The sequence below is a fragment of the Brevibacterium antiquum CNRZ 918 genome, assembly GCF_900169145.1.
Classification (GTDB): Bacteria; Actinomycetota; Actinomycetes; order Actinomycetales; family Brevibacteriaceae; genus Brevibacterium; species Brevibacterium koreense.
The window spans coordinates 387,991-411,817 of sequence record NZ_FXZD01000001.1; the positions used below are offsets into that span (position 1 = coordinate 387,991).

23 protein-coding genes are annotated in these 23,827 nt (G+C 61.6%); 13 read left to right on the forward strand and 10 right to left on the reverse strand.

Going from position 1 to position 23,827, the window contains the following annotated elements; genetic code table 11:
• Window positions 1-44: 44 nt before the first annotated feature.
• Entirely contained in the window at window positions 45-386 is a 342-nt protein-coding gene (locus BANT918_RS01720; RefSeq protein WP_101618684.1) for an RNA polymerase-binding protein RbpA, read from the reverse strand.
• A gap of 77 nt (window positions 387-463) precedes the next feature.
• Window positions 464-1,207, reverse strand: a complete 744-nt coding sequence (locus BANT918_RS01725; protein WP_101618685.1) for a glycerophosphodiester phosphodiesterase family protein — start codon at window positions 1,205-1,207, stop codon at window positions 464-466.
• Window positions 1,208-1,262: 55 nt separating this feature from the next.
• Between BANT918_RS01725 and BANT918_RS01730 the strand changes: the two genes are divergently transcribed.
• Together BANT918_RS01730 and BANT918_RS17975 are read left to right on the forward strand one after the other, a co-directional pair.
• Complete coding sequence (locus BANT918_RS01730; RefSeq protein ID WP_233429217.1) at window positions 1,263-1,586, forward strand: hypothetical protein; 324 nt, start codon at window positions 1,263-1,265, stop codon at window positions 1,584-1,586.
• A 285-nt stretch (window positions 1,587-1,871) separates the two neighbouring features.
• Entirely contained in the window at window positions 1,872-2,579 is a 708-nt protein-coding gene (locus tag BANT918_RS17975) for a septal ring lytic transglycosylase RlpA family protein (RefSeq protein ID WP_291545902.1), read from the forward strand.
• 16 nt (window positions 2,580-2,595) lie between these two features.
• Here BANT918_RS17975 and BANT918_RS01740 read toward each other — a convergent pair whose 3' ends face one another.
• A complete protein-coding gene (locus BANT918_RS01740) occupies window positions 2,596-3,534 on the reverse strand; it encodes a helix-turn-helix transcriptional regulator (RefSeq protein ID WP_233430318.1) in 939 nt (312 codons plus the stop codon).
• A gap of 64 nt (window positions 3,535-3,598) precedes the next feature.
• On the opposite strand from BANT918_RS01740, the gene BANT918_RS01745 reads away from it, so the two are divergent.
• The 4 genes from BANT918_RS01745 to BANT918_RS01765 all read left to right on the forward strand — a co-directional run bounded on the left by BANT918_RS01745 (window position 3,599) and on the right by BANT918_RS01765 (window position 8,358).
• Window positions 3,599-4,570, forward strand: coding sequence for an SDR family oxidoreductase (locus BANT918_RS01745; protein WP_101618689.1), 972 nt, complete (start codon window positions 3,599-3,601; stop codon window positions 4,568-4,570).
• Between the two features lie 102 nt (window positions 4,571-4,672).
• Window positions 4,673-6,025, forward strand: a complete 1,353-nt coding sequence (locus BANT918_RS01750) for a flavin monoamine oxidase family protein (RefSeq protein WP_101618690.1) — start codon at window positions 4,673-4,675, stop codon at window positions 6,023-6,025.
• 23 nt (window positions 6,026-6,048) lie between these two features.
• Window positions 6,049-7,593: an APC family permease gene (locus BANT918_RS01755; RefSeq protein WP_101618691.1), complete on the forward strand. Its 1,545-nt coding sequence runs from the start codon at window positions 6,049-6,051 to the stop codon at window positions 7,591-7,593.
• A gap of 318 nt (window positions 7,594-7,911) precedes the next feature.
• The gene (locus tag BANT918_RS01765; protein WP_291545901.1) at window positions 7,912-8,358 is read left to right on the forward strand and encodes a transglycosylase family protein; all 447 of its coding nucleotides are present in this window, start codon (window positions 7,912-7,914) and stop codon (window positions 8,356-8,358) included.
• A gap of 588 nt (window positions 8,359-8,946) precedes the next feature.
• Here BANT918_RS01765 and BANT918_RS01770 read toward each other — a convergent pair.
• The gene (locus tag BANT918_RS01770; protein ID WP_324761541.1) at window positions 8,947-9,618 is read right to left on the reverse strand and encodes a maleylpyruvate isomerase N-terminal domain-containing protein; all 672 of its coding nucleotides are present in this window, start codon (window positions 9,616-9,618) and stop codon (window positions 8,947-8,949) included.
• 174 nt (window positions 9,619-9,792) lie between these two features.
• On the opposite strand from BANT918_RS01770, the gene BANT918_RS01775 reads away from it, so the two are divergent.
• The 4 genes from BANT918_RS01775 (at window position 9,793) to BANT918_RS01790 (ending at window position 14,036) form a co-directional block, all read left to right on the forward strand.
• Complete coding sequence (locus tag BANT918_RS01775; protein ID WP_101618695.1) at window positions 9,793-10,539, forward strand: DUF5058 family protein; 747 nt, start codon at window positions 9,793-9,795, stop codon at window positions 10,537-10,539.
• A gap of 10 nt (window positions 10,540-10,549) precedes the next feature.
• Entirely contained in the window at window positions 10,550-11,284 is a 735-nt protein-coding gene (locus BANT918_RS01780; RefSeq protein ID WP_101618696.1) for a hypothetical protein, read from the forward strand.
• Window positions 11,285-11,350: 66 nt separating this feature from the next.
• Entirely contained in the window at window positions 11,351-12,583 is a 1,233-nt protein-coding gene (locus tag BANT918_RS01785) for an amidohydrolase (RefSeq protein WP_101618697.1), read from the forward strand.
• Between the two features lie 4 nt (window positions 12,584-12,587).
• A complete protein-coding gene (locus BANT918_RS01790) occupies window positions 12,588-14,036 on the forward strand; it encodes an amidase (RefSeq protein ID WP_101618698.1) in 1,449 nt (482 codons plus the stop codon).
• Here the strand turns inward: BANT918_RS01790 and BANT918_RS01795 are convergent.
• The gene (locus BANT918_RS01795; protein ID WP_101618699.1) at window positions 14,012-14,293 is read right to left on the reverse strand and encodes a 4a-hydroxytetrahydrobiopterin dehydratase; all 282 of its coding nucleotides are present in this window, start codon (window positions 14,291-14,293) and stop codon (window positions 14,012-14,014) included. The two genes, BANT918_RS01790 and BANT918_RS01795, sit on opposite strands and share 25 nt — an antisense overlap.
• A 197-nt stretch (window positions 14,294-14,490) precedes the next feature.
• Here BANT918_RS01795 and BANT918_RS01800 point away from each other — a divergent pair, with 197 nt between their 5' ends.
• Window positions 14,491-15,006 carry a ferritin gene (locus tag BANT918_RS01800; protein WP_101618700.1) on the forward strand — a complete coding sequence of 172 codons (516 nt, stop codon included), beginning with the start codon at window positions 14,491-14,493 and terminating at the stop codon, window positions 15,004-15,006.
• A 115-nt stretch (window positions 15,007-15,121) separates the two neighbouring features.
• On the opposite strand, the gene BANT918_RS01805 is transcribed toward BANT918_RS01800, so the two are convergent.
• Window positions 15,122-16,057, reverse strand: a complete 936-nt coding sequence (locus tag BANT918_RS01805) for an AEC family transporter (RefSeq protein WP_101618701.1) — start codon at window positions 16,055-16,057, stop codon at window positions 15,122-15,124.
• An 83-nt stretch (window positions 16,058-16,140) separates the two neighbouring features.
• On the opposite strand from BANT918_RS01805, the gene BANT918_RS01810 reads away from it, so the two are divergent.
• Complete coding sequence (locus BANT918_RS01810) at window positions 16,141-16,605, forward strand: Hsp20/alpha crystallin family protein (RefSeq protein ID WP_101618702.1); 465 nt, start codon at window positions 16,141-16,143, stop codon at window positions 16,603-16,605.
• A gap of 94 nt (window positions 16,606-16,699) precedes the next feature.
• Here the strand turns inward: BANT918_RS01810 and BANT918_RS01815 are convergent, their stop codons facing one another.
• A complete protein-coding gene (locus BANT918_RS01815) occupies window positions 16,700-17,374 on the reverse strand; it encodes a class I SAM-dependent methyltransferase (RefSeq protein WP_101618703.1) in 675 nt (224 codons plus the stop codon).
• Between the two features lie 196 nt (window positions 17,375-17,570).
• On the opposite strand from BANT918_RS01815, the gene BANT918_RS01820 reads away from it, so the two are divergent.
• Window positions 17,571-18,830, forward strand: coding sequence for an aminotransferase class I/II-fold pyridoxal phosphate-dependent enzyme (locus tag BANT918_RS01820; RefSeq protein WP_101618704.1), 1,260 nt, complete (start codon window positions 17,571-17,573; stop codon window positions 18,828-18,830).
• A gap of 134 nt (window positions 18,831-18,964) precedes the next feature.
• On the opposite strand, the gene BANT918_RS01825 is transcribed toward BANT918_RS01820, so the two are convergent.
• Genes BANT918_RS01825 through BANT918_RS01835 form a run of 3 tightly spaced genes read right to left on the reverse strand, consistent with a single transcriptional unit; the run spans window position 18,965 to window position 23,760 of the window.
• Window positions 18,965-19,819, reverse strand: a complete 855-nt coding sequence (locus tag BANT918_RS01825) for a 3-hydroxybutyryl-CoA dehydrogenase (RefSeq protein ID WP_101618705.1) — start codon at window positions 19,817-19,819, stop codon at window positions 18,965-18,967.
• Between the two features lie 40 nt (window positions 19,820-19,859).
• Window positions 19,860-20,366, reverse strand: coding sequence for a peptide deformylase (locus BANT918_RS01830; protein WP_101618706.1), 507 nt, complete (start codon window positions 20,364-20,366; stop codon window positions 19,860-19,862).
• Complete coding sequence (locus tag BANT918_RS01835; RefSeq protein WP_101618707.1) at window positions 20,359-23,760, reverse strand: pyruvate carboxylase; 3,402 nt, start codon at window positions 23,758-23,760, stop codon at window positions 20,359-20,361. The genes BANT918_RS01830 and BANT918_RS01835 overlap by 8 nt, the downstream gene beginning before the upstream one ends.
• Window positions 23,761-23,827 lie beyond the last annotated feature (67 nt).

Sequence of the window (23,827 nt, forward strand, 5' to 3'; positions counted from 1 at the left end):
GCCTCCATGTTCAGATTTGCTCGTGTGAGTCAGTGCAGAGGCGATCAGGCCTGTGCGGGAACCTCACCACGGCGAACAGCGAGTCGCTCATCAAGGAGAACCTGAAGTTCGTCGAAGGAGCGGCGCTCGAGCAACATGTCCCAGTGGGACCGCACGTGCTTACCCGGCTCACCATCGGGTTCGTTCACGCCGACACGGTGACCGACGCCGTGGATGCCCGAATCCCAGGTGGAGGGAACTTCGGCTTCGATCGAGAAGGGAACCTTGAACCTAGTTCCATCCTCGCATTCGAATTCGACCATCTGGCGAGGTGCCGGTTCGACGCCCTCTTCCGTTTCCAGGCTGCGTGAGCCCAACTGTGTTCCGCGGAGACTGCGTTCGCTCATATCTCATTCACCTTCCGACTCGACTGCAGACGTCTCATACGTTGGAACAGTCTACCGTGTGCGCCTATTCCCAGCACTCAGGTCCACGCCGTGAGCTCGTGCAGCCCCACTGAAACATCGTCCGTGACGATCCCATCGACGTCGAGGTCGAGGAGCATGCGCATGGAAGCGGCGTCGTTGATGGTCCACACATGCACCTGCAGACCCGAGTGGTGAGCGCGAGACACGAAATCTTCGGTGACGACGGGTACGCCCTTGAACGACATCGGCACCTGCAGGGCATCGAGGCCGACAGGCAGGGGACAGGGTCCGGAATCCGCCACGCCGGGCAGGCCTCCCGCCGCAAACAGAGCTGACTCCAGCACCCCGGCCGATGACCGAACTCCGGGCAGAGGTTCTCGCAGTCTACGCAGGGTCGACGAGGAGAACGAGGCGAGCCGGATTCGTTCTTCAGCGCCGAGGCTGCGGATGGCGCGGATCATCGGCGCGATGCTGTGGGCGGCCTTGACATCGATGTTCCACGCCGTGTCCGGGAGTGATTCGAAGAGAGCAGTCAGTCGAGGCAGTCGTCCTCCTGCGAGGAGTTCGATGGAGTCGAGCTCCCTGGCGTTGAGATCGCGGATGCGATGTGAGCGGTCGGCGATGCGGGTGAGATCGGCATCATGAGCTGCGAACAGGACCCCGTCGGCGGACGCATGGACGTCGGTTTCCATCCAGCGCACACCTGCCCGATGGGCGGTGGTGAAGGCTTCGAGGGTGTTCTCACTCATGCCGGGCCACTGCCCGCCTCTGTGGGCGATGATTTCTGCCTGAGAATTCATGGTTCAATCCTATGTTGCTGTTGACCTCGCGGTCGGGGTCGACAACTATGGAGGCATGAGCCGAACACAAGATCCGATCGAACCCGATTACGTCATCGATTCCACTAAGAGGACACCGACCGAAAAGGTGCGTTCGGCAGCCACCAGGGCCTACGATGCGGCCAGCAGCAGTGTGAAGAACGCTCGCGAGGCAACATCGGGTTCCCGCCTCATTGAGACGACTGAGGCCAACGTGAAGAAGGCTCTGGGCAACGTCTCCCACGCGATCGACGATGCCGTACGCAGCGGCAAGGTCGAACGTGCTTTCGACAAGGCCCAAGAATCGGTGACGACCGGCGCAGACGGCGTGCGCCGACTGGTGACGCGCAAGTCGAAGTGACCCGACACTCACCAATGCGGCACGTTCATCGAGCGTGCCGCATTGCTTTTGTAACAGTTCCTTAATTAGACTGCCCTCAGGTAACGATCCGATAACTTGGAGTCGGTGTTGAGGTGCGCTCGATCATTGAGACTCCTGGTTGCCGAGAACACCAGCCAATGATTACGAGGACTGACTGTGGGAAAACATTCTTCACCCCGTTCGGCAACGACGGGCTCGCTCTTCTCTGCGCTCAAAGCGCCGAAAAAGAAGTCCGCACGGCATTCGCCGCAACGAGACCAGAGCGTGACGAACACTGCAGGGGGAGTGCTGGCCTCGGCGCGCTCACGCCCGGTGCTTTCCGCATTCATCGTACCCACGGTAGCGACCGCCGCTGTCGTCGCCTCCAGCTTGGCGATGGTCCCCGACAGCACAAGTGGCGACCAACAGGTCGTTGCTGAGACACCTGTCGTTGCCGCAGCCGAAGTGACGCAGTCCCCGGACGAGTTCCTGGCCAAAGCGAAGAAGCAGGCCAAAGAGAAGCCGGACAAGATCTCCCTGGAGTCCAAGACCGAAACACCGAGCCCAACGCCGTCCGAGTCCAAGGACTCAACGAACAAGGACGTAACGAGCAAGGATTCAACCACGGGCGGCTCAGGCTCAAAGAAGCCGACGCCCGATGACAGCGACGGCCCGTCGAAGTCCGGAAACTCCGCAGGTCAGTCCGGTTCCTGCCCGATGTCCTACTACGGTGGAGGAGACGGGTTCGATGGCCAGCAGACTGCCAATGGAGAGATCTTCGACACCAACAAGCTGACCGCGGCGCATAAGACCCTGCCGTTCGGTTCGAAGGTCAAGATCACCAACACAGCCAACGGAAAGTCTGTGACGGTGCGCATCAATGACCGTGGCCCGTACCACGGAAGCCGCTGCATCGACCTGTCCAAGGCGGCCATGGAAGCGGTCGGCGGAGTCGGCGCCGGGCAGATCACCGGCAAGTACGAGGTTCAGTGAGCGACACGCTCGGACGTCAGAGGCCGTTGCACACTGCTGCCTGACGCGCTCGTTCGTGCAGTGCCACACGAATTTCGCGTGGTGATATCACCTCGACTCCCGGTACCGTGATCAACTGAGACACAGCGACTGCCGGTGGCTCCATCGGAAGGTCGATCACGTATCTTCCCTCCACCTTGGCGCCGGACTCGATCGCCTCGTCTGTGACTCGACCGGGAATCGCACGTCGCAGATCACCGAGGCTGTCGCTGGGAATCCGCAGCTTCACCGTCGCAGATCGGATCGATCGGTCGAATTCGGTCTGAGATCTCGTCCAATAGTCGCCGAGGTGGAAGCCCTCCGGCCGTGAGATCGAGACGTAGCGCAGTCTGATCTCAGCGATGCGCGAGACCCGGTAGGTCCGTGGCCTGCCACCAGGGGGCTGCGCTGCCAAATACCATCGCCCTGCCTTGACGACGAGCCCCAACGGTATGACGGTGCGAACCAACGACCCGGCGCCGCTTGCGTAGTCGAATCGCAGTCCACGGTGCGAACGCAGAGCAGCTACGATGACCGAAAGCTCCTCCGGGCGCTCGTATTTCATAAACCAATCCGGCCCGTCGACGAGCACATCCGATGAGAAGACGGAATCCGTCTCGGACAGGATCTTCTCCCGTGCCGTCGCCAGCTCCGCGGAGAACCCGAGGTCAGCTGCCGCGAGACCTCCGATGAGTACGGAATCAAGCTCATCACGAGTCATCCCCGACAGGGGAGTGGTCCAGGAGCCGAGCAAACTGATGCCGCCACCCGGGCCGGACTCCGTCACCACGGGGACACCCATACGAGACAGATCACCAAGGTCGCGATAGACAGTGCGCTGAGTGACCTCGAGACGGTTAGCCAGACTCTCAGCAGTGATCGGCACACTCCGCGCACCGAGGATGACGATCTCTGACACCAGCCGTGCTGCCTTCATGCCCACCAAGAATAGTTGCGGTCACTGACATAACGTGTCAGTGATTGCACGAGAAGGTATCACCATGACTTCTCACAACGGGTCGACGGCACCCGAGTTCGCTCCTTTCGTCCACCGTTCACTCGACGGCAGGGTCGCGCTTGTCGCCGGTGCGACGCGCGGTGCCGGACGCGCCATTGCCCGGGATCTGGCCAGGGCGGGCGCCTTCGTGTATTGCACAGGACGATCCACCTCGGCGCGGCCCTCCGACTACGGTCGGGACGAGACCATCGTGGGCACTGCGAAAAGCATTCGGGAAGAGGGCGGCCACGCTGAGGCGCTCGTCTGCGATCACCTGCACCCGGCGATGATCGGCGAGGTGGTCCGGAGAATCGATGAGCAGCACGGGCGACTCGATATTTTGGTCAACGACATCGGGGGAGAGGCCTATGTCTCCTGGGGCGAGAAGTTCTGGGACACGGATTTCGAGTCGGGAATGAGGCTGGTGAACGCAGGACTGCTCACGCATCTGAACACGGCGCACGCCGGCCTGCCCCTGTTGACTCGCAGATCAGGCGGCCTGCACATCGAGATCACCGACGGAACACCCGAGTTCAATGACGCCCGCTATCGGGACAGCATCTATCTCGACCTGACGAAGACCGCTGTGAGCAGACTGGCATTCGGTCTTGGCCACGAACTGGCCGACTCGGCCTGCACTGCGGTGGCGATCACTCCCGGCTGGCTGCGATCCGAGATGATGCTCGACCTCTTCGACACGAGTGAGCAGACCTGGATGAGGGATTCGCTGGATGTGGCTCGTGAGCTGCCGCCTGCAGATTTCGCGATCTCGGAATCTCCGCACTTTCTGGGCCGGACGGTCGTAGCACTGGCATCAGACCCTGAACACCACCGGTTCAACACAACAGCACTGAGTACCTGCGAACTGGGCAATATTTATGACATTGACGATATCGATGGTTCCCGACCCGATTCCTGGGCGTTCGTGGCAGCCAAAGAGGCCGACTCGGGCGTGAACGCACGTGACTACCGATGAAACCGATTTCGCACCGCCGCAGACAATCCCGACCGCGCCTTGGCAGACCGATGTTGCCTGGATACTGTGAGCACAACAGCGGAACTTTCAAAGGAGTGCAGAATGTCGGATCCACAATGCGATGTGGTCATCGTCGGAGCCGGACCGACGGGCCTGAGCGCGGCCCGGACGCTGCAGGCAGCAGGCAAAGACGTTGTCGTCCTCGAAGCCAGGGACCGGGTCGGTGGTCGGACATGGACCGACCATATCGACGGCCAGATGTACGAAATCGGTGGCCAGTGGATCTCACCGGACCAAACGGCACTCCTGCAACTCGTCGCTGAGCTGGGTAAAGAAACCTACCAGCGCTACCGGGAGGGCGACAGCGTCTATATCGCATCCGACGGCACACGCACCGTCTACAGCGGCGATATGTTCCCGGTGGGGGAGTCCACACAAGCAGAGATGGAACGCCTGATCGCCCAGCTGGACGAGCTCGCCGCCCGCATCGGACCCACCGCTCCATGGGACGCCGAAGACGCCGCCGAACTCGATTCGGTGTCCTTCCACCATTGGCTCCGCAGCCAATCGGATGATGAGATTGCATGCGCGAACATCGGCATGTTCATTGCCGGGGGAATGCTGACGAAGCCCGCCACCACCTTCTCCGCACTGCAGGCGATCCTCATGGCCGCCTCGGCGGGATCATTCACTCATCTCGTGGATGACCATTTCATTCTCGACCGTCGCGTCGTGGGAGGAATGCAGTCGGTCTCCGAGCAGATGGCAGCCGAACTCGGCGAGGACGTCGTTCACCTGAACAGCCCCGTTCGCACTATCGAGTGGACTGAGGATTCCGTAACCGTGGGCACCGATGCGATGAACGTGTCAGCGAATCGTGTCATTGTGGCCGTCCCACCGAACCTGTACTCACGCATCAGCTACACCCCGCACCTGCCGCGCCTGCAGCAGGTCTTCCATCAGCATCAGTCGATGGGTCTCGTGATCAAGGTCCACGCCACGTACCCGACACCGTTCTGGCGCGAAGACGGCCTGTGCGGAACCGGATTCGGTGCTGGGCAGATCGTGCAAGAGGTCTACGACAACACGAACCACGGTGAGGACCAGGGGACCCTCGTGGGGTTCATCTCCGACGTCAACGCCGATGCCATGTTCGCCCTCGACGAGGACACTCGCAAACAGCGCATTCTCGAATCACTCGCAGATTTCCTGGGCCCACGGGCTTTGGAGCCCGAGGTGTTTTACCTTTCTGACTTCGGAGCCGAGGAATGGACTCGGGGCGCCTATGCGACAAGCTACGACCTTGGGGGACTGCACCGGTGGGGGCGGTTCCAAAACGATCCTGTCGGTCCCATTCGTTTCGCGAGTTCGGACATCGCAGCACAGGGGTACCAGCACGTCGACGGTGCGATCAGGATCGGGCAGGACACCGCAGCAAAGATCCTGAGCACCTGAAATGCACCTGAAAGGTTGAGCTGATGACCTCGGCAACTTCACCTCCCGGCTCGGAAGGAAGTCCGTCTGCTGGCTCCGGCTCGGGCCTGAGCTCCAAGGGGCTGTCCGCGGGCAAGATCGGCGCCATAGGCGGTGCCATCATCGGCATCTCATGTATCGCTCCTGCCTACACGCTGACCTCGGGTCTGGGGCCAACGATCTCGCAGGTCGGAGTCCACACCCCGGCGATTCTGCTCATCGGCTTCGTTCCGATGCTGCTCGTTGTCTTCGGCTACCGCGAACTCAACACTGCCATGCCCGATTCCGGCACCACCTTCACCTGGGCGACCCGTGCCTTCGGACCCTGGCTCGGGTGGATGGGAGGTTGGGGGCTGATCTCAGCTACAGTCCTGGTGTTGTCGAACCTGGCCGCCGTGGCCGTGGATTTTCTGTTTCTGCTGCTGGCTCAGATCTTCGGCGACCCCGGGATCGCCGACCTGACGCGAGTGCTGTGGATCAACATTCCCGTCACCATCATTCTGACTGCGGCCGCCGCGTGGATCTCCTACCGCGGAGTCGAAGCCACCCAGAAGATCCAGGTCTGGCTTGTCGCGTTCCAGGTCCTTGCCCTCGGCTGGTTCGTCATTGCGGCATTCGTCCACGTGTCCAACGGCACCGCCTTCGATCCGACACCGGTCGAACTCGGCTGGTTCAACCCCGCCGCCGCCGGTGATTTCTCCACGGTCGCAGCGGCAGTGTCCCTGTCGATCTTCCTCTTCTGGGGTTGGGACACCGTCATCACCATGAACGAAGAGGCGAAGGACCCGGAGAAGACTCCCGGCCGGGCCGCGATGCTCACGATCGTCGCCATCGTCATCATCTACCTCGCCTGCACCGTCGCCGTCATCTCCTTCGCCGGAGTCGGCACAGGCGGATTGGGCGCAGGGAACCCGGAGAACCAGGAATCCATCTTCGCAGCCCTCGCGGGACCTGTGATGGGACCCTTCGCCGTGCTCGTCTCGATCGCCGTCCTCTCGAGCTCAGTGGCGTCGCTGCAGTCGACGATGGTCTCACCCTCTCGCACGATCCTGGCCATGGGCCACTACGGTGCACTGCCGAAGAAGTACGGCAACATCTCACCCCGGTACAAGTCGCCATCGGTGGCCACAGTCACCTCGGCGGGGGCTGCGATCATCTTCTACGTCGTCATGCGGCTGCTGTCGGAGAACGCACTGTGGGACACGATCACCGCACTGGGTCTCATGGTCTGCTTCTACTACGGTATAACCGGCCTGGCCTGCATCTGGTATTTCCGCCGGTCACTGTTCACGGGGGTGAAGAGCTTCTTCTTCAGGTTCCTGTTCCCGCTGGTCGGGGGAGTGACCCTGCTGGTGATCTTCGTGACCACCGCGATCGACTCCCTTGATCCCGACTACGGTTCAGGATCCTCGGTCTTCGGCATCGGACTGGTCTTTGTGTTGGGCATCGGAGTCCTGCTCCTGGGCGTAATCATCATGATCATCCAATCCCGCAGGAGTCCCGGGTACTTCCGTGGGGAGACCCTGACCCAGGGAGTCCACGAAGGGTGAACGCGTCCAGGAACGACCAGGTGCCTGTCCAGCAGCTGGTCCTCCTGCGACGCGTGCGCGACCGGATCGACAGAGAGTTCGACCATCGGTTCAAGAGGTCCATGGCCCAGATCCGTCGGCGGAGGAGTCGAACGCAGTCAGGGAGCCGAACTCCACAGCCGGGTGTTCAGTTCGCGTTGTGACTTCTGGGGGTTGATTCTGAGCGCTGAGGAATGGAATCCGGTTCACTCGAGATGGTCAGATCCACTACGGTATATAACGACTCGGTAACGACCGGGTTGCAGAACCGAAATGCAGTCGTATTACGGAGATGACACAGTGAACCTCTACAGCACAAGCCTCCGCAAGGTCGCACTCGTCGCAGGAGCCGGCGCGGTCGCCGCCGCCGGACTGACGGGAGTAAGCGGCCCGGCCCAGGCCTCCACAGGGACTCAGTCCTCGGATGGCGTCTGGGACAAGGTCGCCGAGTGCGAGTCCGGCGGTGACTGGCACATCAACACCGGCAATGGCTACTACGGTGGTCTGCAGTTCTCAAAACAGACTTGGAAGGCGTTCGGCGGTGAGGGCATGCCTCACAAGGCCAGCAAGGCTGAGCAGATCGACGTCGCACAGAAGACTCTCAAGGAGCAGGGGCCGGGCGCATGGCCGGTCTGCGGAGAAGAAGCTGGACTGACGAAGGCCAATGGTGCCGCAGACGACGGCGACGGGTCCAAGGATGACGGCGGCTCCAAGGATGACGGCAAGGTCGGACTCGGCGGCAGCTGACACAGACGCAGTTCGCTGACACTCGTTCAGCACTGACAAGTTGCGCACATTCACGGCCGCGGATGGCACACGAGCCACCCGCGGCCGTTGCCATTGGTGTTCCATGAATCTGATCTGCGCGATATGAGTTCGAGTAGTCGAACATGTGCGCTGTGTGGTCACTCTGCTGAGCCATATGTCTAACGCCGATAATATACATTATGTTAAGTAACGGCTTTTGCCACCCCTCCCGCCTCGACATTGTCCGAGCTTGATTCCATCAGCATCAGAATTCCCGTCGCAGTGGAAACAGCCCCTGACTCTCCTCTGTCGTGAGAGTTGTCGGCATCGTCCCGACCTGATCTTCTTCGTAGAGTCGCGCCTCTGGCTCACGCGCTGACCGTGCCGCGCGATCAGATTCCCGTGGCGGCTGGGTGAACATTTCGTGAGCCGATTGCAGAGTTTAACGAACGTTCACTACGACATGGCTGACCGGCCTCGTCTGCGCGATCCTCAGCCTCGTCTTCGCGGTTCGGGATAGGGACAAGGCCTTTGGTGCGCGAGAGTGTTCGCCAGCGGCATTGACAGCGACAGTCCCCGACACCCAGGTCATCGGCCACCCCTGTGTGGCGGCAGCACAGCGTTGACAGCGGCTCCACGACCGGAGATGTTCAGCACTCGCTGAGCGCGTGAGGCGTGAGCACGTTCACCTGCACGGACACCCGGTTGCGGAGGTGCATAGCCCCCAGCCGATCCCAGTTGCACGATCAGCCTACCCAGACGCGTGTCGATGAACTCAGCGAGCTCATCATCGATCGGCCACTCATCGCCGGTGCCGACAGAGAGATCGGCAGCATGGAGGGCCAGTTCGAGGATGCGCATCTTCACGAGTTGGTGTCCGGATATCGGCCCGATCCGGTGGGGAACTTCGGCGTTGAGGTCACACTCCCCCGCTATCCTTCGGAAAGCCCGTTCATGCGTCCAGAAGGATTCAAGTCGATCCTCGCCGAGGTGGTTCTGCCCCCGTGTGGCCTCCACCTCAGCTGGTGGGGCCTGGGCAAGCAGTGTCTCGTACCGCAGTCCTCCGCCGATGAGATGGTTGATCAGCTGCTCATTGCTCCACCCCTGACATCCGCTCGACGAGTCAAGATCCGCTCCAGAGACTCGTGACAGCGCGTTTGCCCAGCACACCTCTGCTCGGTCGAGATAGCTGTAGATGCACGGGAGATCCATTGTTCGAGTCGTCCTTGACGTTGATGATGTCCCCTTGACGATACTCATCGAATTCGATGATGGTCAGCATTGAGAAGTCTGTTCTCGCCAGTCGGGAAGTCTCATCAATGATCTCCCATCGGGGCCCGTCTCGGGATACCTTACGAAGACAGGTGAGTCGGACCACAACGAGGTGGCTCGGTCGCTGTGAGGTATTCCAACAAGGAAGTGAGGAGCCTGGCTATGATGATGGCAAGTGAATCGGCCGACTATCTCGGTCTTGCAAATGCCCCGGTGCTCTGGATTCTGGCGCTGGCGGTCATGTGCGTGGTCGTGGTGCAGTCGCTGATCTACATGAGCGCTGTGAAGAAGAATGCGGAATCTGCCGGCATGAGCCAGAAGGAGGTCAGGACGGCCTTCCGCGCCGGTGGTGTTGCCGCTATAGGGCCGTCACTGTCCGTGGTTCTCGTCGCAATTGCACTGCTTCCGCTCTTCGGCACTCCCCCGGTGATCGTGCGTGTCGGACTCATCGGCTCTGCAGCCACCGAGGTCGCGTCGGCTTCGATTGCGGCAGGCACCATGGGAGCGAACCTCGGGGATGAGACCTTCACCCGCGGGGTATTCATCGTGTCGCTGATGGCCATGAGCCTCTCGGGTGCGGGGTGGATGATCTCCACACTGATCCTGACGCCGGTCTTCAAGCGCAGCACCAATAAGCTCGAGAAGGTCAATCCCGCTCTGATGTCCATCATTCCCGGCGCGGCCTTGCTTGCGGCGTTCGCAGCTCTGACCTTTCGGGAGATCCCCAAGTCCCCGACACACGTCATCGCCGTTCTCGTCTCTGCAGTGGTGATGTCGATCTGTCTCTTCCTCGCACACATTTTGAAGATGCCATGGCTGAAGGAATGGGGCCTGGGAATCTCCCTGCTGGGCGGACTCATCGCGGCCTACTTCGCCCACTATGCCGGTCTCGGAATCCCGGAAGCCTGAGGAGAAAACCATGTCGAACATCATCACATCACCCTCACATGAGGCCTTCGAGCGAACCACGACGAAGTGGGGATCGATCACCCTGTTCATCGCGTTCCTCATCGCCACCTCGGTGCCCTTCTATCTTCTCTTCGTCGCTCAAGCCGACGTCGACTTCGGCGATATCCTCAAAGCCTTCCTCGCGGTCTTCGCCGTCTACGGCGTGTTCTACATCGTCGAGCCCCTGACCTACTTCCCGATCCTCGGTCCTGCCGGCATGTACCAGGCCTTTCTCATCGGCAACGTCGCCAACAAGCTCCTGCCCTCGGCGATCGTCGCCCAGGGCACGCTCGGAGTGAAACCTGGCACCAGGAAGGGAGAGTATGCGGCAACGATGGCCATCTGCGGAGCAGCGCTGATCCATGTGGCGTCCATGGTCCTCTTCGTCGGTATCCTCGGCACCTGGCTCGTGGCGATCATTCCGGAACCGGTGACGCTGATCGCCAAGCTCTATATCCTGCCGGCGATCCTCGGAGGCGTCACGGTCCAGCTCATCGTTTCGCTCAAGCAAGTCAAGTCGAGCATCATTGCCCTCGGCCTTGCTGCCATGGTCATTCTCATCCTCATTCCACTGGTTCCCGTGCTTGCCCCAGGCGATGTGGCCATCGTGGTCCTACTGACAATCGTGATCACCTGGTTCACTCGCAACAAGACCCTCACAGACACGAAGGGAACGGGCGGCGCCGACAGCGTCGGAATCAACTGAGGATCGGCTCACTCACCAGGTTCGCGTACCTGAGATCATCGAAGACACCCACCATGAAAGGACATCATGTCGCTCAACACCACCCTCAGGGACGCCATCTCGGCCAACCTCGCTCAGACGGTTGCTGACTACAAGGACTTCCACCGCAGCCCTGAACTTTCCATGCAGGAGACCCAGACTGCCGCGACCATCGCCGCCAACCTCGAAGGGCTCGGACTTGAAGCTCAAACCTTCGGTGGAACCGGAGTCGTCGGCGTCATAGAAAACGGTCAAGGGCCAGTTGTGGCCTACCGTGCCGACATCGACGGTCTGCCGATTTCCGAAGACACCGGCTACGACTACGCGTCGACCGCAGAGGGAACTCTCCCCGACGGAACGACATCGAAGGTGATGCACGGCTGCGGTCACGACACGCACATCACAGTCGGGCTCTACCTTGCCCGCTATCTGGTCGAGCACAAGGATCTGTGGTCGGGAACCGTGATCATGCTCTTCCAGCCGGGCGAGGAAACCGGCGCAGGAGCGCGAGCGATGCTCGATGACGGACTCTGGGATTCGATCGTCAAACCAGAGGTCATCTACGGCCAGCACGTGTGGCCCGGCAAGGCCGGACACATCTACGTGGCCAAGGGAACCGCGATGGCGATGTCCGACTGCCTCAAGGTCACGGTCAGGGGCAAACAGGCCCACGGTTCGCAGCCCGAGAGCTCAGTCGACCCGATCGTCCTCGGCGCCTATATGATCACTCGCCTCCAGAGCATCGTGTCGCGAGAGATCTCGGGTCGCGACATGGCCGTGGTCACCGTGGGGACATTCCACGGCGGACTGAAGGAGAACATCATTCCAGACTCCGCCGAATTCAAACTCAATATCCGCACCTTCAACGAGGACGTCCGCGCCGTCGTCCTCGACCGCGTCGAACGGATCATCGTGGCAGAGGCTGCGGCATCCGGAGCCCCAGAGCCCATCATCGAAGAGATGTACCGATTCCCGCGCTGTTACAACGATCCGGCAGCCACAGACCAGTTCCTCGACGTGCTCGAAGCCGAGCTCGGCGAGGACCAGGTTCACCTGGACCAAGCCGTGACGGGCAGCGAGGACTTCGGAGCCTTCGGCGACGACATCGACGTGCCCTACGTCTACTGGTTCTTCGGAGGGTACTCCCCTGCCAAATTCGACGGTGAGGAACCACCTGCAGGAAATCACTCACCGTTCTTCGCCCCCGACGATGTCGAAACCACTCTGGAGACCGGCATTCGCGCGGCGCTGACCGCCGTTCTCAGCACAGTCGGGAAGTGAGACGATGAGCGAGGAATTGCGCTGGCTGTCCACCCGTGAACTGGCAGCCAAGATCGCAGCGAAAGAGATCTCAGCCCGGGAGGCGCTCAACGATCACCTGTCCCGCATCGATTCCGTCAATCCGACCATCAACGCGGTCGTCACCCGCGATGACGAAGCCGCACTCGTGCGAGCAGGCGCTGCGGACGAGGCGGTGGCAAGGGGAGAGCCCATCGGAGTGCTCCACGGAGTGCCGATGACCCACAAGGACACACATGACACCGCAGGCCTGCGCACCACCTGGGGCTCGCCCATCATGGCCGATCGTGTTCCGGACACCGACTCGCTGATCATCTCCCGTCTCAAAGCGGCCGGAGTCAACACGACGGGCAAGACGAATGTTCCGGAATTCGCAGCAGGCTCGCACACCTTCAACCCGGTCTTCGGCACCACTGTCAATCCCTATGACACTTCCAAATCTGCCTCGGGCTCCTCCGGCGGGGTCGGCGCTGTCCTGGCCGCCGGGATCCAAGCCTCCGGAGATGGTTCGGACATGGGTGGGTCGCTGCGCTCCCCCGCGTCGTTCAACAATGTCGTGGGCTTCCGTCCGTCGAACGGGCGAATCCCGCATACTCTCCCCGGCAACCCGTTCACCTGGCTGGCGCAGAGCGGCTTTATGGCGCGGACAGTATCCGACGTGGCGCTGACGATGAGCGCGACGGCTGGACCAGAACGCGGTGGCCCGCGTTCGATAGGCGAACCTGGCAGCGTCTTCGATCTTCCCGAATTCAGTCTGGAAGCCGAGGCTGAGCCCGACCTGCACGGCGTCACGATCGGGTTCAGCCCAGACCTGGACGGACTGCTTCCCGTTGAGAGCGAAGTGCATGAGATCGTGGCCGGCACGGCGAACGTCTTCTCCTCGCTCGGAGCGGGTGTCGTTGACACGATCCCCCACCTCGGCGATGCCGATGAGGTCTTCAACGTCCGTCGCGCGCTTGACTTCCTCTACTCCTGGGGGCCTCTGCTCCAGAAGCACCCGGATCAGATCAAAGACTCCGTGGTCTGGAACATCGAGATGGGGCTCAAGCTCACAGGCGCCGAGGTGGCCTCCGCCGACCGTGCTCGTGCCCGTCTGCATGGAGAGATCGAGCGGTTCTTCGGGAAGCACGACCTCTTGGTGCTCACCACCTGCCAAGTGCTCCCGTTCGACGCGACGACCGAATATCCCACGGAGATCAACGGGGTCGGACTCGAGAACTATCTCGATTGGATGCGAGCCCTGTGCCTGATCTCGGCCACAGGGTGTCCTGCGATCTCTGTGCCAGCTGGCTTCTCGAAGTCAGGACTGCCAGTGGGAGTTCAGCTCGTGGCAAAGCCGGGCGCAGACGTGGATCTGTTGCGCATGGCCCATGCCTTCGAAGCAGCGACGCAGGTCCATCGCCGCCATCCTCAGATCTCCGCGTCGATGCCCTGATCCCCTGCGATCTGGGAGATCTCATTGGCCAAATCGATGTCCTTGTCCGTGATCGACCCGGCATCATGGCTGGTCAGAGAGATGTCCACGTGCGGGAACCGCAGGTCTACATCCGGGTGGTGGCCTGCGGCTTCCGCGGCGTCGGCGATCGCGTTGATGAACCTCACCCCGCTGACGAAAGATCCCGTCAGGAATCGTGCGTGGAGTGCGTCGTCGGCCGATTGCCATTGCGTGAGTTCGTCGATTCGATCCTGCATGAAACCAGCTTCGCACTATGGCTGCGAGGTGTCCATAGTCACAGCATCGACAAACACACCCAATCCGCTGGATCAGGTATGCCATGCCTCAGCATTGTTTGCCGAGCCTTCCCACACTGGAACCATTCTAGAAAAGGTGTCAGGCTATTGGGCATGAGGACGGAACGAATCCGTCTCGTATCGCGAAGGAGAAACATATGCAGTTGAGCCCCGCTATGCAGAAGGTCCTCGGCGAGCAGGTCACCCTCGAGCTCGAAGCGTCGATGGTCTACCTGCAACTGTCCATCCAGCTCGACGATCTGGACCTTCCCGGAATGACACGCTGGATGCGTGCACAGTCCGAGGAGGAACAGGTCCACGCCGCGAAATTCATCCAGCACTGCCAGGATCGCGACTTCGCTCCTCAGATCGGTGACATCGCTGCCCCGAAGGTCTCCGGCTCGCAGCCCGTCGACTACTTCAAGGCAGCCTTGGCCCACGAGGAGAAGGTCTCCGAGTCGATCCGCAATCTCTACCGCACCGCGCAGTCGGAAGGCGACCTCGACGTCCTGCCGCTCCTGCACTGGTTCATCGACGAGCAGGTCGAAGAGGAATCAACCATCTCCGAGATCATCGGTCGTCTGGAGCACGTTGGAGACAGCGGATCAGGACTGCTCCGGATCGATTCCGAGCTCGGATCACGTCACCCTGAGATCAAGCCTGACAGCGAGTGATCGACAGATCATGATCTCCGACCAGTGACCACCGGTCACAGTCGGACCCACAGCGAGCGGCCGAACCCCACATAGGGGCTCGGCCGCTCGCTGCTCTCAGTACTCGACCGTCACCTCAGGCTCCGAGTGCAGCCTGGGAGACGAGCAAGACCACGGGAAGCGTCAGAAGCATGAGAATGGTCTGGACCGCGATGAGGGCCGCCATCAGTTCCGAATTTCCACCCAACTGGCGCGCCATGACATAGCCGGAGCTTGCCGTGGCGATCGACTGGAAGATCATAGCGACCAGGGCAGGCGTGGTGGGCACCTCGAGCAGGATGAGGACGAGCAAGGTCAGCGCAGGCAGAACGATGAGCTTGGCGACGGTGGAATTGACCATTGCGGCGACATGGGCACGCAACGGAAACCGGCGCAGGCCCGCGCCGACGCACAGAAGTCCGATCGGCAGAGCCGCAGTCGCCAACGGAGACAGCACCGAGTCGAGGACACCCGGAACCTGAGCCCCAGTAAGATTGAACAGTCCCCCGGCAGCGCAGCCGACGACCAGCGGATTCGTCACGACCACACGAACAATCCCGACGACGGAACTGGGTCCGGTACGCAGAAATTCGAAACCGAGACTGGACGCGATGTTCACCGTGGGCACGAGGATCGCTGCCACGATGGCAGCTAGGGCGCTGCCTTCGGCACCGAACAAGCTGGCCGATATCGACAGCCCGATATACGTATTGAACCGGACCCCGCCCTGGAGTACAGAGGTGAAAGACGGCAGGTCACGTGCCACGTACCGGCGCAAGACGATTATGAGGATCGAGACGACCGCTGTCGGAGCGATCAGGCCGATCGCCAGACGCCCGAGCGGAACATGTGCGACGCTGACATCTGCGACGGAGGAGAACAGCAGCACCGGCAGCAGCACGAAATAGGCGAGTTTTTCCGCTCCTGACCAGAATTCGGCATTGGTGAAACCTGGGAGTCGTTTGAGTGCGCTGCCCCCGAGGATCAGAGCAACGACGGGAACAAGGGCGAGGAGGACCGGAGTGAGACTCACGAGACTGAGAATTTCATGAGATGGGAATCATTTCAAAGTTGAGTGTGTTTGACTCAATGTAACGACCTAGCGAAAGGAAGCTCATGGCTACACGTTTTGACCCCATCCGTGACCTCGATCGATTCTTCTCGGAAGTGACTCGTACCCCGAACTCCACTTCGCTTCCCATGGATCTCTATCGCGACGGAGAGGTCTTCGTCGCACGCATCGACATGCCGGGTGTGGATCCGTCCAGCATCGATGTCGACGTTGAGGATCGCACGTTGACCGTGCGCGCTCAGCGACAGTCTGAGGTTGCGGACAAGGATGTGAAATGGCTGACCCGGGAACGTACGACCGGGACCTACGCACGCCAACTCACCCTGGGCAACAGGGTCGCACTCGACCGGATCCAGGCTGACTACCAGGACGGTGTGCTGTCGCTGACGATCCCCGTGGCAGAGGAAGCTCGGCCACGCAAGATCAACGTCTCACACTCCACCCCGACCAGAGTCACCGAGGTTGTCGAAACCTCCCCAGCGCAGGCTGAGGATCCGGCTGGCGCCTGATCGACAGACTCAAGCCTTGGAAGTGGGCCGCACCAGAGAGTGCGGCCCACTTCTTTTGGCTGGACGCGTGTGCGCTCTGGCGATCCGCGCTCTCTCAGCCGTCGAACTTGAGCACATAGGCCAGGCACATATACGGAAGTTCCAGCTCCCCGTCGACGGGATGTTCGAGAGAGAAGAATTCGCGCAGATTCGACTCGACCCGTGTCCTGATCCTCTGGTTCGAGCGCAGCCAATAGGAACGGGTCCTGGCCAGATCAACGATGCCTGAAACTGTGAGCGGTGTGGTGAACTCGACCAGATCATGGTCGACGAGATCGAAGCCTGCCGGGCGCGGACGGTACGCGGGACGGTACACGTCGCCAGCATGCATGATACGGCTCAGACGCAGCACCCAGTCGATGCGCACATCGAGCTGATTGATGAGGATGATCAGATGACCTCCGGGCCGGAGAATTCGGGCGATCTCAGCCGCAGCCGCGGCTTCGTCGAACCAGTGCCAGGCCTGTGCCACGGTCACGACATCGACACAGGATTCCGGCAGGCCCGTATCCTCGGCGCTGCCCATGAGACTTCGCGCAGGATTGTTCGCCAGCGCCATGTCGTCGGGATCGATGGCGATGACGTTCGCACCGCGGTCGAGCAGTGCAGTGCTGAGGATGCCTGTCCCAGCGCCCAGGTCACAGACATCGAGATCATTCCAGCCCCTGCTCACCAGGTTGATGGCAGCATCGGGATAGCGTGGACGCACTTCGTCATAGAGGCCAGCCATCCTGCCGAAGCTGCGCCCATGAGCTGCTTGCGCACGTGGTTTCACAGTTCGCCCACCCTGACTCGTGAAGTTGATCGATCGGGGCCAACTCTAACTCGTCGTCAAATTCCCACTCTCCTGCGGTCCCCGCCCCCACTGCGGCCGGGAAGTGACTAGGATGGTTGCACCGGTCAAACAACAGTGACAAGGAGCATCGATGTCCCACATGTCCGAGCTGCAGGCAGAGCTGGAGAAGGCTTCTGGCGCCTATGAGGAATTCGCTTCCCGCGGATTGAAACTTGATATCACCCGAGGCAAGCCGGCAAACGCGCAACTCGACCTGTCGGCAGATCTTCTGAACGCAGTGACAGGTGACGATGTCATGACTCCGGGCGGTGTCGATTCCCGCAACTATGGAGGGCTGGACGGAATCGTCGAGCTGCGCGAACTCTTCTCCCCGCTGCTCAAGGTCCCGTCGGACCAGCTGCTGGCCGGCGGAAACGCCTCACTGACTCTCATGGCCCAGGCTCTGACCTTCGCTCTCCTGCACGGAACTGTCGCTGACTCACGACCCTGGGGCCAGAGTCCACACAAACTCATCTGTCCGGTCCCCGGCTACGACCGACACTTCACCCTGGCCGAGTCTCTGGGTTTCGAACTCCTCAGCATCCCCATGGATTCCGAAGGTCCAGTCGTCGCCGAGGCACAGCGTCTGGCGCAGGACGAGACGGTCAAGGGAATGTGGCTGGTGCCCATGTACTCCAACCCGACAGGCATCACGATCACGGAGAAACGAGCCCGTGAACTCGCTGCAATGCCAGCAGCCGCCCCTGACTTCACTCTGCTGTGGGACAACGCCTACGGGCTCCACCACCTGCGCGATGAGCATCCCGAAGCCCTCGACATCCTCAGCATCTGCGCCGAAGCAGGACACCCGGAACGCCCATGGATCTTCGCGTCAACGTCGAAGATCACCCATGCTGGAGCGGGAGTGTCCTTCTTCGGTGCAGGGCCGGAGACCAGCGACTGGATCCGGGCGAATCTGGGGAAGATTTCGATCGGTCCCGATAAGGTCAACCAGCTGCGTCATCTGCGCTTCTTCTCCGACCCGGCGGGCGTCGAGGAGCACATGCGCCAGCATGCGAAGATCATCGCACCGAAATTCGATGCGGTGCTGAACACTTTGGAGCGGGAGCTGGGCGGCAAGGGCCTGGCTCAGTGGACTCAGCCCAACGGCGGATACTTCATCACCCTGACCACCTTGGAAGACACCGCGGAGCGGATCGTGAAATTGGCCGCCGAGGCCGGGGTCAAGTTGACGCCGGCCGGTGCCACCCACCCCTACGGTGTCGATCCCCACAACAACGTCATCCGCATCGCTCCGACCATGCCCACCGTCGAGGACGTCGAATTGGCGGCACAGGGTCTCGTCGCCTGTGTGAAGCTCGCCAGCTACGAGAAGCTCTTGGCTGGCTGAGGCGAGCTGCCGCCGCGTCGTCTGCGCGCTGCCGGCACGTCTGATCCAAAAGAACTCCTGGTCGGTTGTAGAAACCGACCAGGAGTTCTTTCGCTGCGCTGTCAGCGCTTCGGCTGCGCTGTCAGCGCTGAGCCTCAGTACTCGTAGAAGCCGCGACCTGACTTGACGCCCAGCAGGCCGGCATCAACCATGCGTGAGAGGAGCACCGGTGGCTTGGCGGCAGGATCACCGGTTTCGGAGTAGATGCTCTCTGCCGCGTACAGGCAAGTATCGAGACCGACCAGGTCGACCAGTTTGATCGGCCCCATCGGGTGCGCGCAGCCGCCCACCATTCCCGCGTCGATGTCTTCCTTGGTTGCGAACCCGGACTCGAGCATGCGGATCGCGCTGCACAGGTATGGGATGAGCAACGCGTTGACGATGAATCCGGGACGGTCCTCGGCTTGGATCGGATTCTTGCCCAGCACCTCGGCGACGAACTCCGTGACCGTGTCACGAACCGAATCGGACGTGAGGACGGAAGAGACGATCTCAACGAGTGGCTGGACCGGGGCCGGGTTGAAGAAATGAACCCCGAGAACCCGCTCGGGACGTGAGGTCGACTGTGCGAACCGGATGATCGGCATCGATGACGTATTCGAGGCGAGGATCGCATCGGGATCAGTCACGACTTCGTCGAGTTCGGCGAAGATCGACTTCTTGATGTCCTCGTTCTCGCTCGCGGCCTCGATGACCAGCTGACGATCGGCGAGGTCGCCGATGTCGGTGGTGAATCGCAGCCTGCCCAGGGCCGCATCACGAGCTTCGGAATCGAGTTTTCCCTTCTCGACCGCACGAGCCAGGGACTTCTCGATGCGCGCACGCCCGGCTGCTGAGGCCTCGTCGTTGATCTCACGAACGATGACGTCGAGACCCGACTTCGCAAGCACTTCGGCGATACCGGCTCCCATGAGTCCGCTTCCGATGACTGCGGTGCGTTCAATGCTCATCTGCTGCTCCTTCTGTTGCGGTGTCTGTTCGTCATGTGTGTCACGGCTGTCTGGCGAGGAACCAGTCGGACCCGCGGATGGCCTTCATCGCCTCTCGCCGACGTTCCTTGGGCAGGGTCTGAACGTAGACCTGACCGTCGAGGTGAGCGACCTCGTGCTGGAGCATCTGGGCGAAGACCTCCGTGCCGGAGATCTCCACCGGTGAGTTCTCCGCGTCTACACCGCGCACACGAGCAAACTCGTAGCGCAGCGTGGGGAAGAACAGGCCCGGAACTGAGAGACAGCCTTCCTCGATGTCGCGCAGCTCTCCACCGACCTCGACGACCTCCGGGTTGATGACATACCCAGTGCGGCCGTCGAGGTCATAACCGAATGCCCGCACGCCCACACCGATCTGCGGCGCTGCCACAGCAGCCCGCCCCTCCGGCAGAGACGTGTCCACGAGGTCTTGCGCCAAGGCCTTGAGCCCGTCGTCGAAGACGGTGACCGGTGCACATGGACTGCGCAGCACTGGATCACCCCACAGGCGAATGTCGCGCTCAGCCACCAATGACCACGACGAGGTCGCCGCCTTCGAGCTGCTGGACGTTGCCGATGGCGATCCGCGAGACAGTACCGGCCGTCTGAGTCGTGATAGAGGCTTCCATCTTCATGGCCTCGATCGTCGCGACTGTTGCGCCGGCCTCGACCCGCTGCCCCTCTTCGACCTGCAGTGTGACAACGCCTGCGAACGGGCTGGCCACGTGACCGGAGTTCGACGGATCGGCCTTCTCCGCTGTCTTGACGTCGCTTTCGACCGCGCGATCGCGAACCTGCAGCGGGCGCAGCTGACCGTTGAGGGTGAACATCACCGACCGCATGCCGCGCTCGTCTGTGCCGCTGATGGCCCGCACTCCGATGAGGAGGTCCTTGCCCTTCGACAGTTCAACCGCATGCTCCTCCCCCGCAGTCAGACCGTAGAGGTACTCCGAGGTCTCGACGACGGACAGGTCACCGTAGTCGGCGCGCATCTGCTCGAATTCCTTAGTCGGTCCAGGGAACAGGAGCGAATTGAGCTTGGCCTGACGTGCAGTGCCCGGCGTCTCCAATGCCGCTGCGTCCTCGGGTGCGAGATCCTCGGACACAGCCTTGTGTGTGCGCCCAGCCAGAGCCTTCGTGCGGAACGGTTCGGGCCATCCGCCTGGAGGATCACCGAGGTCGCCGTTGAGGAAGCCGATCACCGAGTCCGGAATGTCGAACCTGTCCGGATTCTCTGCGAACTCCTTAGGGTCGACGCCGGCGCCCACAAGGTGGAGTGCGAGGTCACCGACCACCTTCGACGAGGGTGTGACCTTGACGAGGTGGCCGAGGATCGCATCAGCTGCCGCGTACATCCGTTCGATCTCTTCGAACCGCTCCCCCAGGCCCAGCGCCACGGCCTGCTGGCGCAGATTGGACAGCTGCCCGCCCGGGATCTCGTGCCGATAGACACGCCCGGTCGGTCCGGCCAGTCCGGATTCGAAGGGTGCATAGACCTTACGGACAGACTCCCAGTACGGTTCGAGATCGCTGACAGCGTTGAGACTGATCTGGGTGTCGCGTTCGGTGTTCTCGAACGCTGCCACGAGAGCGGACAGGCTCGGCTGGCTGGTGGTGCCGGCCATGGCGGCAGATGCAGCGTCGACTGCGTCGGCACCGGCTGCCGCAGCAGCGCAGAGAGTGGCCAACTGACCACCGGCGGTGTCGTGTGTGTGAACGTGGACGGGCAGGTCGAAGTTCTCCCGCAGCGCCGTGACGAGTTTCGTCGCAGCGGCAGGGCGCAGGAGCCCGGCCATGTCCTTGATCGCGAGCACGTGGGCCCCGGCCCCGACGATCTGTTCGGCGAGCTTCAGATAGTAGTCGAGCGTGTAGAGCTCTTCTCGCGGATCGAGGATGTCGGAGGTGTAGCACAGGGCAACCTCGGCGACCGTGGTGTTCGTGGCGCGAACTGCTTCGATGGCCGGGCGCATCTGTTCGACGTCGTTGAGGGCGTCGAAGATGCGGAAGATGTCGATGCCGGTCCGGGCCGCCTCATCGACGAAGGCATCGGTGACCTGGGTTGGGTACGGAGTGTAGCCGACGGTGTTGCGACCGCGCAGCAGCATCTGGAGGTTGATGTTCGGCACGGCAGAGCGCAGTGCGGCCAATCGCTCCCAGGGATCCTCACCGAGGAAGCGCAGCGCAACATCATATGTCGCACCACCCCAGGCTTCGATGCTGAGCAGCTCAGGCGTCATCCGGGAGACGTGTCCGGCGACGGCCAGAAGGTCACGGGTGCGCACGCGGGTGGCGAGCAGGGATTGGTGAGCGTCGCGGAACGTGGTGTCAGTGACAGCCAACGGAGTCTGGTTCCGCAGCGCCTGGGCAAAGCCGGCAGGACCGACTTCGAGAAGTCGATCGCGGCTTCCCGGCGTCGGATCTGTGCCGAGGTCGATGTCGGGAAGCTTCTCTCCCGGGCGGATGCGCACGCTGGGCTCGCCATTGGGACGGTTGACGGTGACGTCGGCCAGATAGTCGAGGATCTTCGATCCGCGATCCGCGCTGACACGAGCGTCGAGCAGATGTGGGCGTTCTTCGATGAATGAGGTTGCGAGGTCTCCAGCGATGAATGACTCATCTTCGAGCACAGCCCGCAGGAAGCCGATGTTCGACGATACGCCGCGGATTCGGAACTCAGCCAGGGCGCGACGTGCGCGAGAGATCGCCTGCTCGAAGTCACGACCACGGCAGGTGAGTTTGACCAGCATCGAGTCGAAGTGCGCGCTGACTGCGGCACCAGCGTGGACGGTTCCTCCATCGAGTCGGACACCGGCGCCACCGGCAGAGCGGTACGCAGTGATGGTTCCCGTGTCGGGACGGAAAGCGTTCGCGGGGTCCTCGGTGGTGATGCGGCATTGGAGGGCAGCACCCTTGATCCGCATGTCGTCCTGAGTCAGGCCGATCTCTGCCAGAGTCTCTCCGGAAGCGACGCGCATCTGGGAGGCGACCAGATCGACGTCCGTGATCTCCTCTGTGACCGTGTGCTCAACCTGGATGCGCGGGTTCATCTCGATGAAGACGTGCTGACCCTTGCGTGGACCATCGGTCTCGAGGAGGAACTCAACGGTTCCCGCGTTCTGGTAGCCCAAGGCCGCAGCGAATTTCAGGGCATCTGCGTGAAGTGCGGCGGCGATAGCCGGATCCAGGTTCGGAGCCGGTGCGATTTCGACGACCTTCTGGTGACGACGCTGCACGGAGCAGTCGCGTTCGAAGAGGTGAATCGCGTTCGAGTCATTGTCGGCAAGGACCTGCACTTCGATGTGCCGCGGACGCTGCACAGCCTGTTCGATGAATACAGTGGGATCTCCGAAGGCTCCCTCGGCTTCGCGCATAGCGGCCTTGAGTGCGTCCTCCAGCTCTGAGGATTGCGCAACCCGGCGCATGCCGCGCCCGCCGCCGCCGGCCACAGCCTTGACGAAGAGCGGGTATTCCATGGATTCCGCATCGGCCAGCAACTGAGCGATGTCGGCAGAGGGACGGGTCGAGTCGAGTACGGGAATCCCGGCATTGCGTGCGGCCGTCAGAGCCTGCACCTTATTGCCGGCAAGTTCAAGCACATCGGCCTTGGGGCCGATGAAGATGATTCCTGCCTCATGGCAGGCTCTCGCCAGGTCGGGGTTCTCCGACAGGAAGCCGTAGCCGGGGTAGATGGCGTCGGCTCCGCATTCCTTGGCAACGCGCAACATCTCTTCGACGCTGAGGTAGGCACGAACGGGGTGCCCTTCTTGGCCGATCATATAGGCCTCGTCGGCCTTCATGCGGTGTTCGGAGTTCCGATCCTCATACGGGAAAACAGCGACAGTGGAGACACCGAGCTCGTACGCTGCACGGAACGCGCGAACGGCGATCTCTCCACGATTTGCCACAAGAACTTTAGAGAACATCTGTGTCTCTCACTTCTGTATCGATCGCCTAGAGGCGATAGTCGACGGGCTGTCGAGGAACTACTCT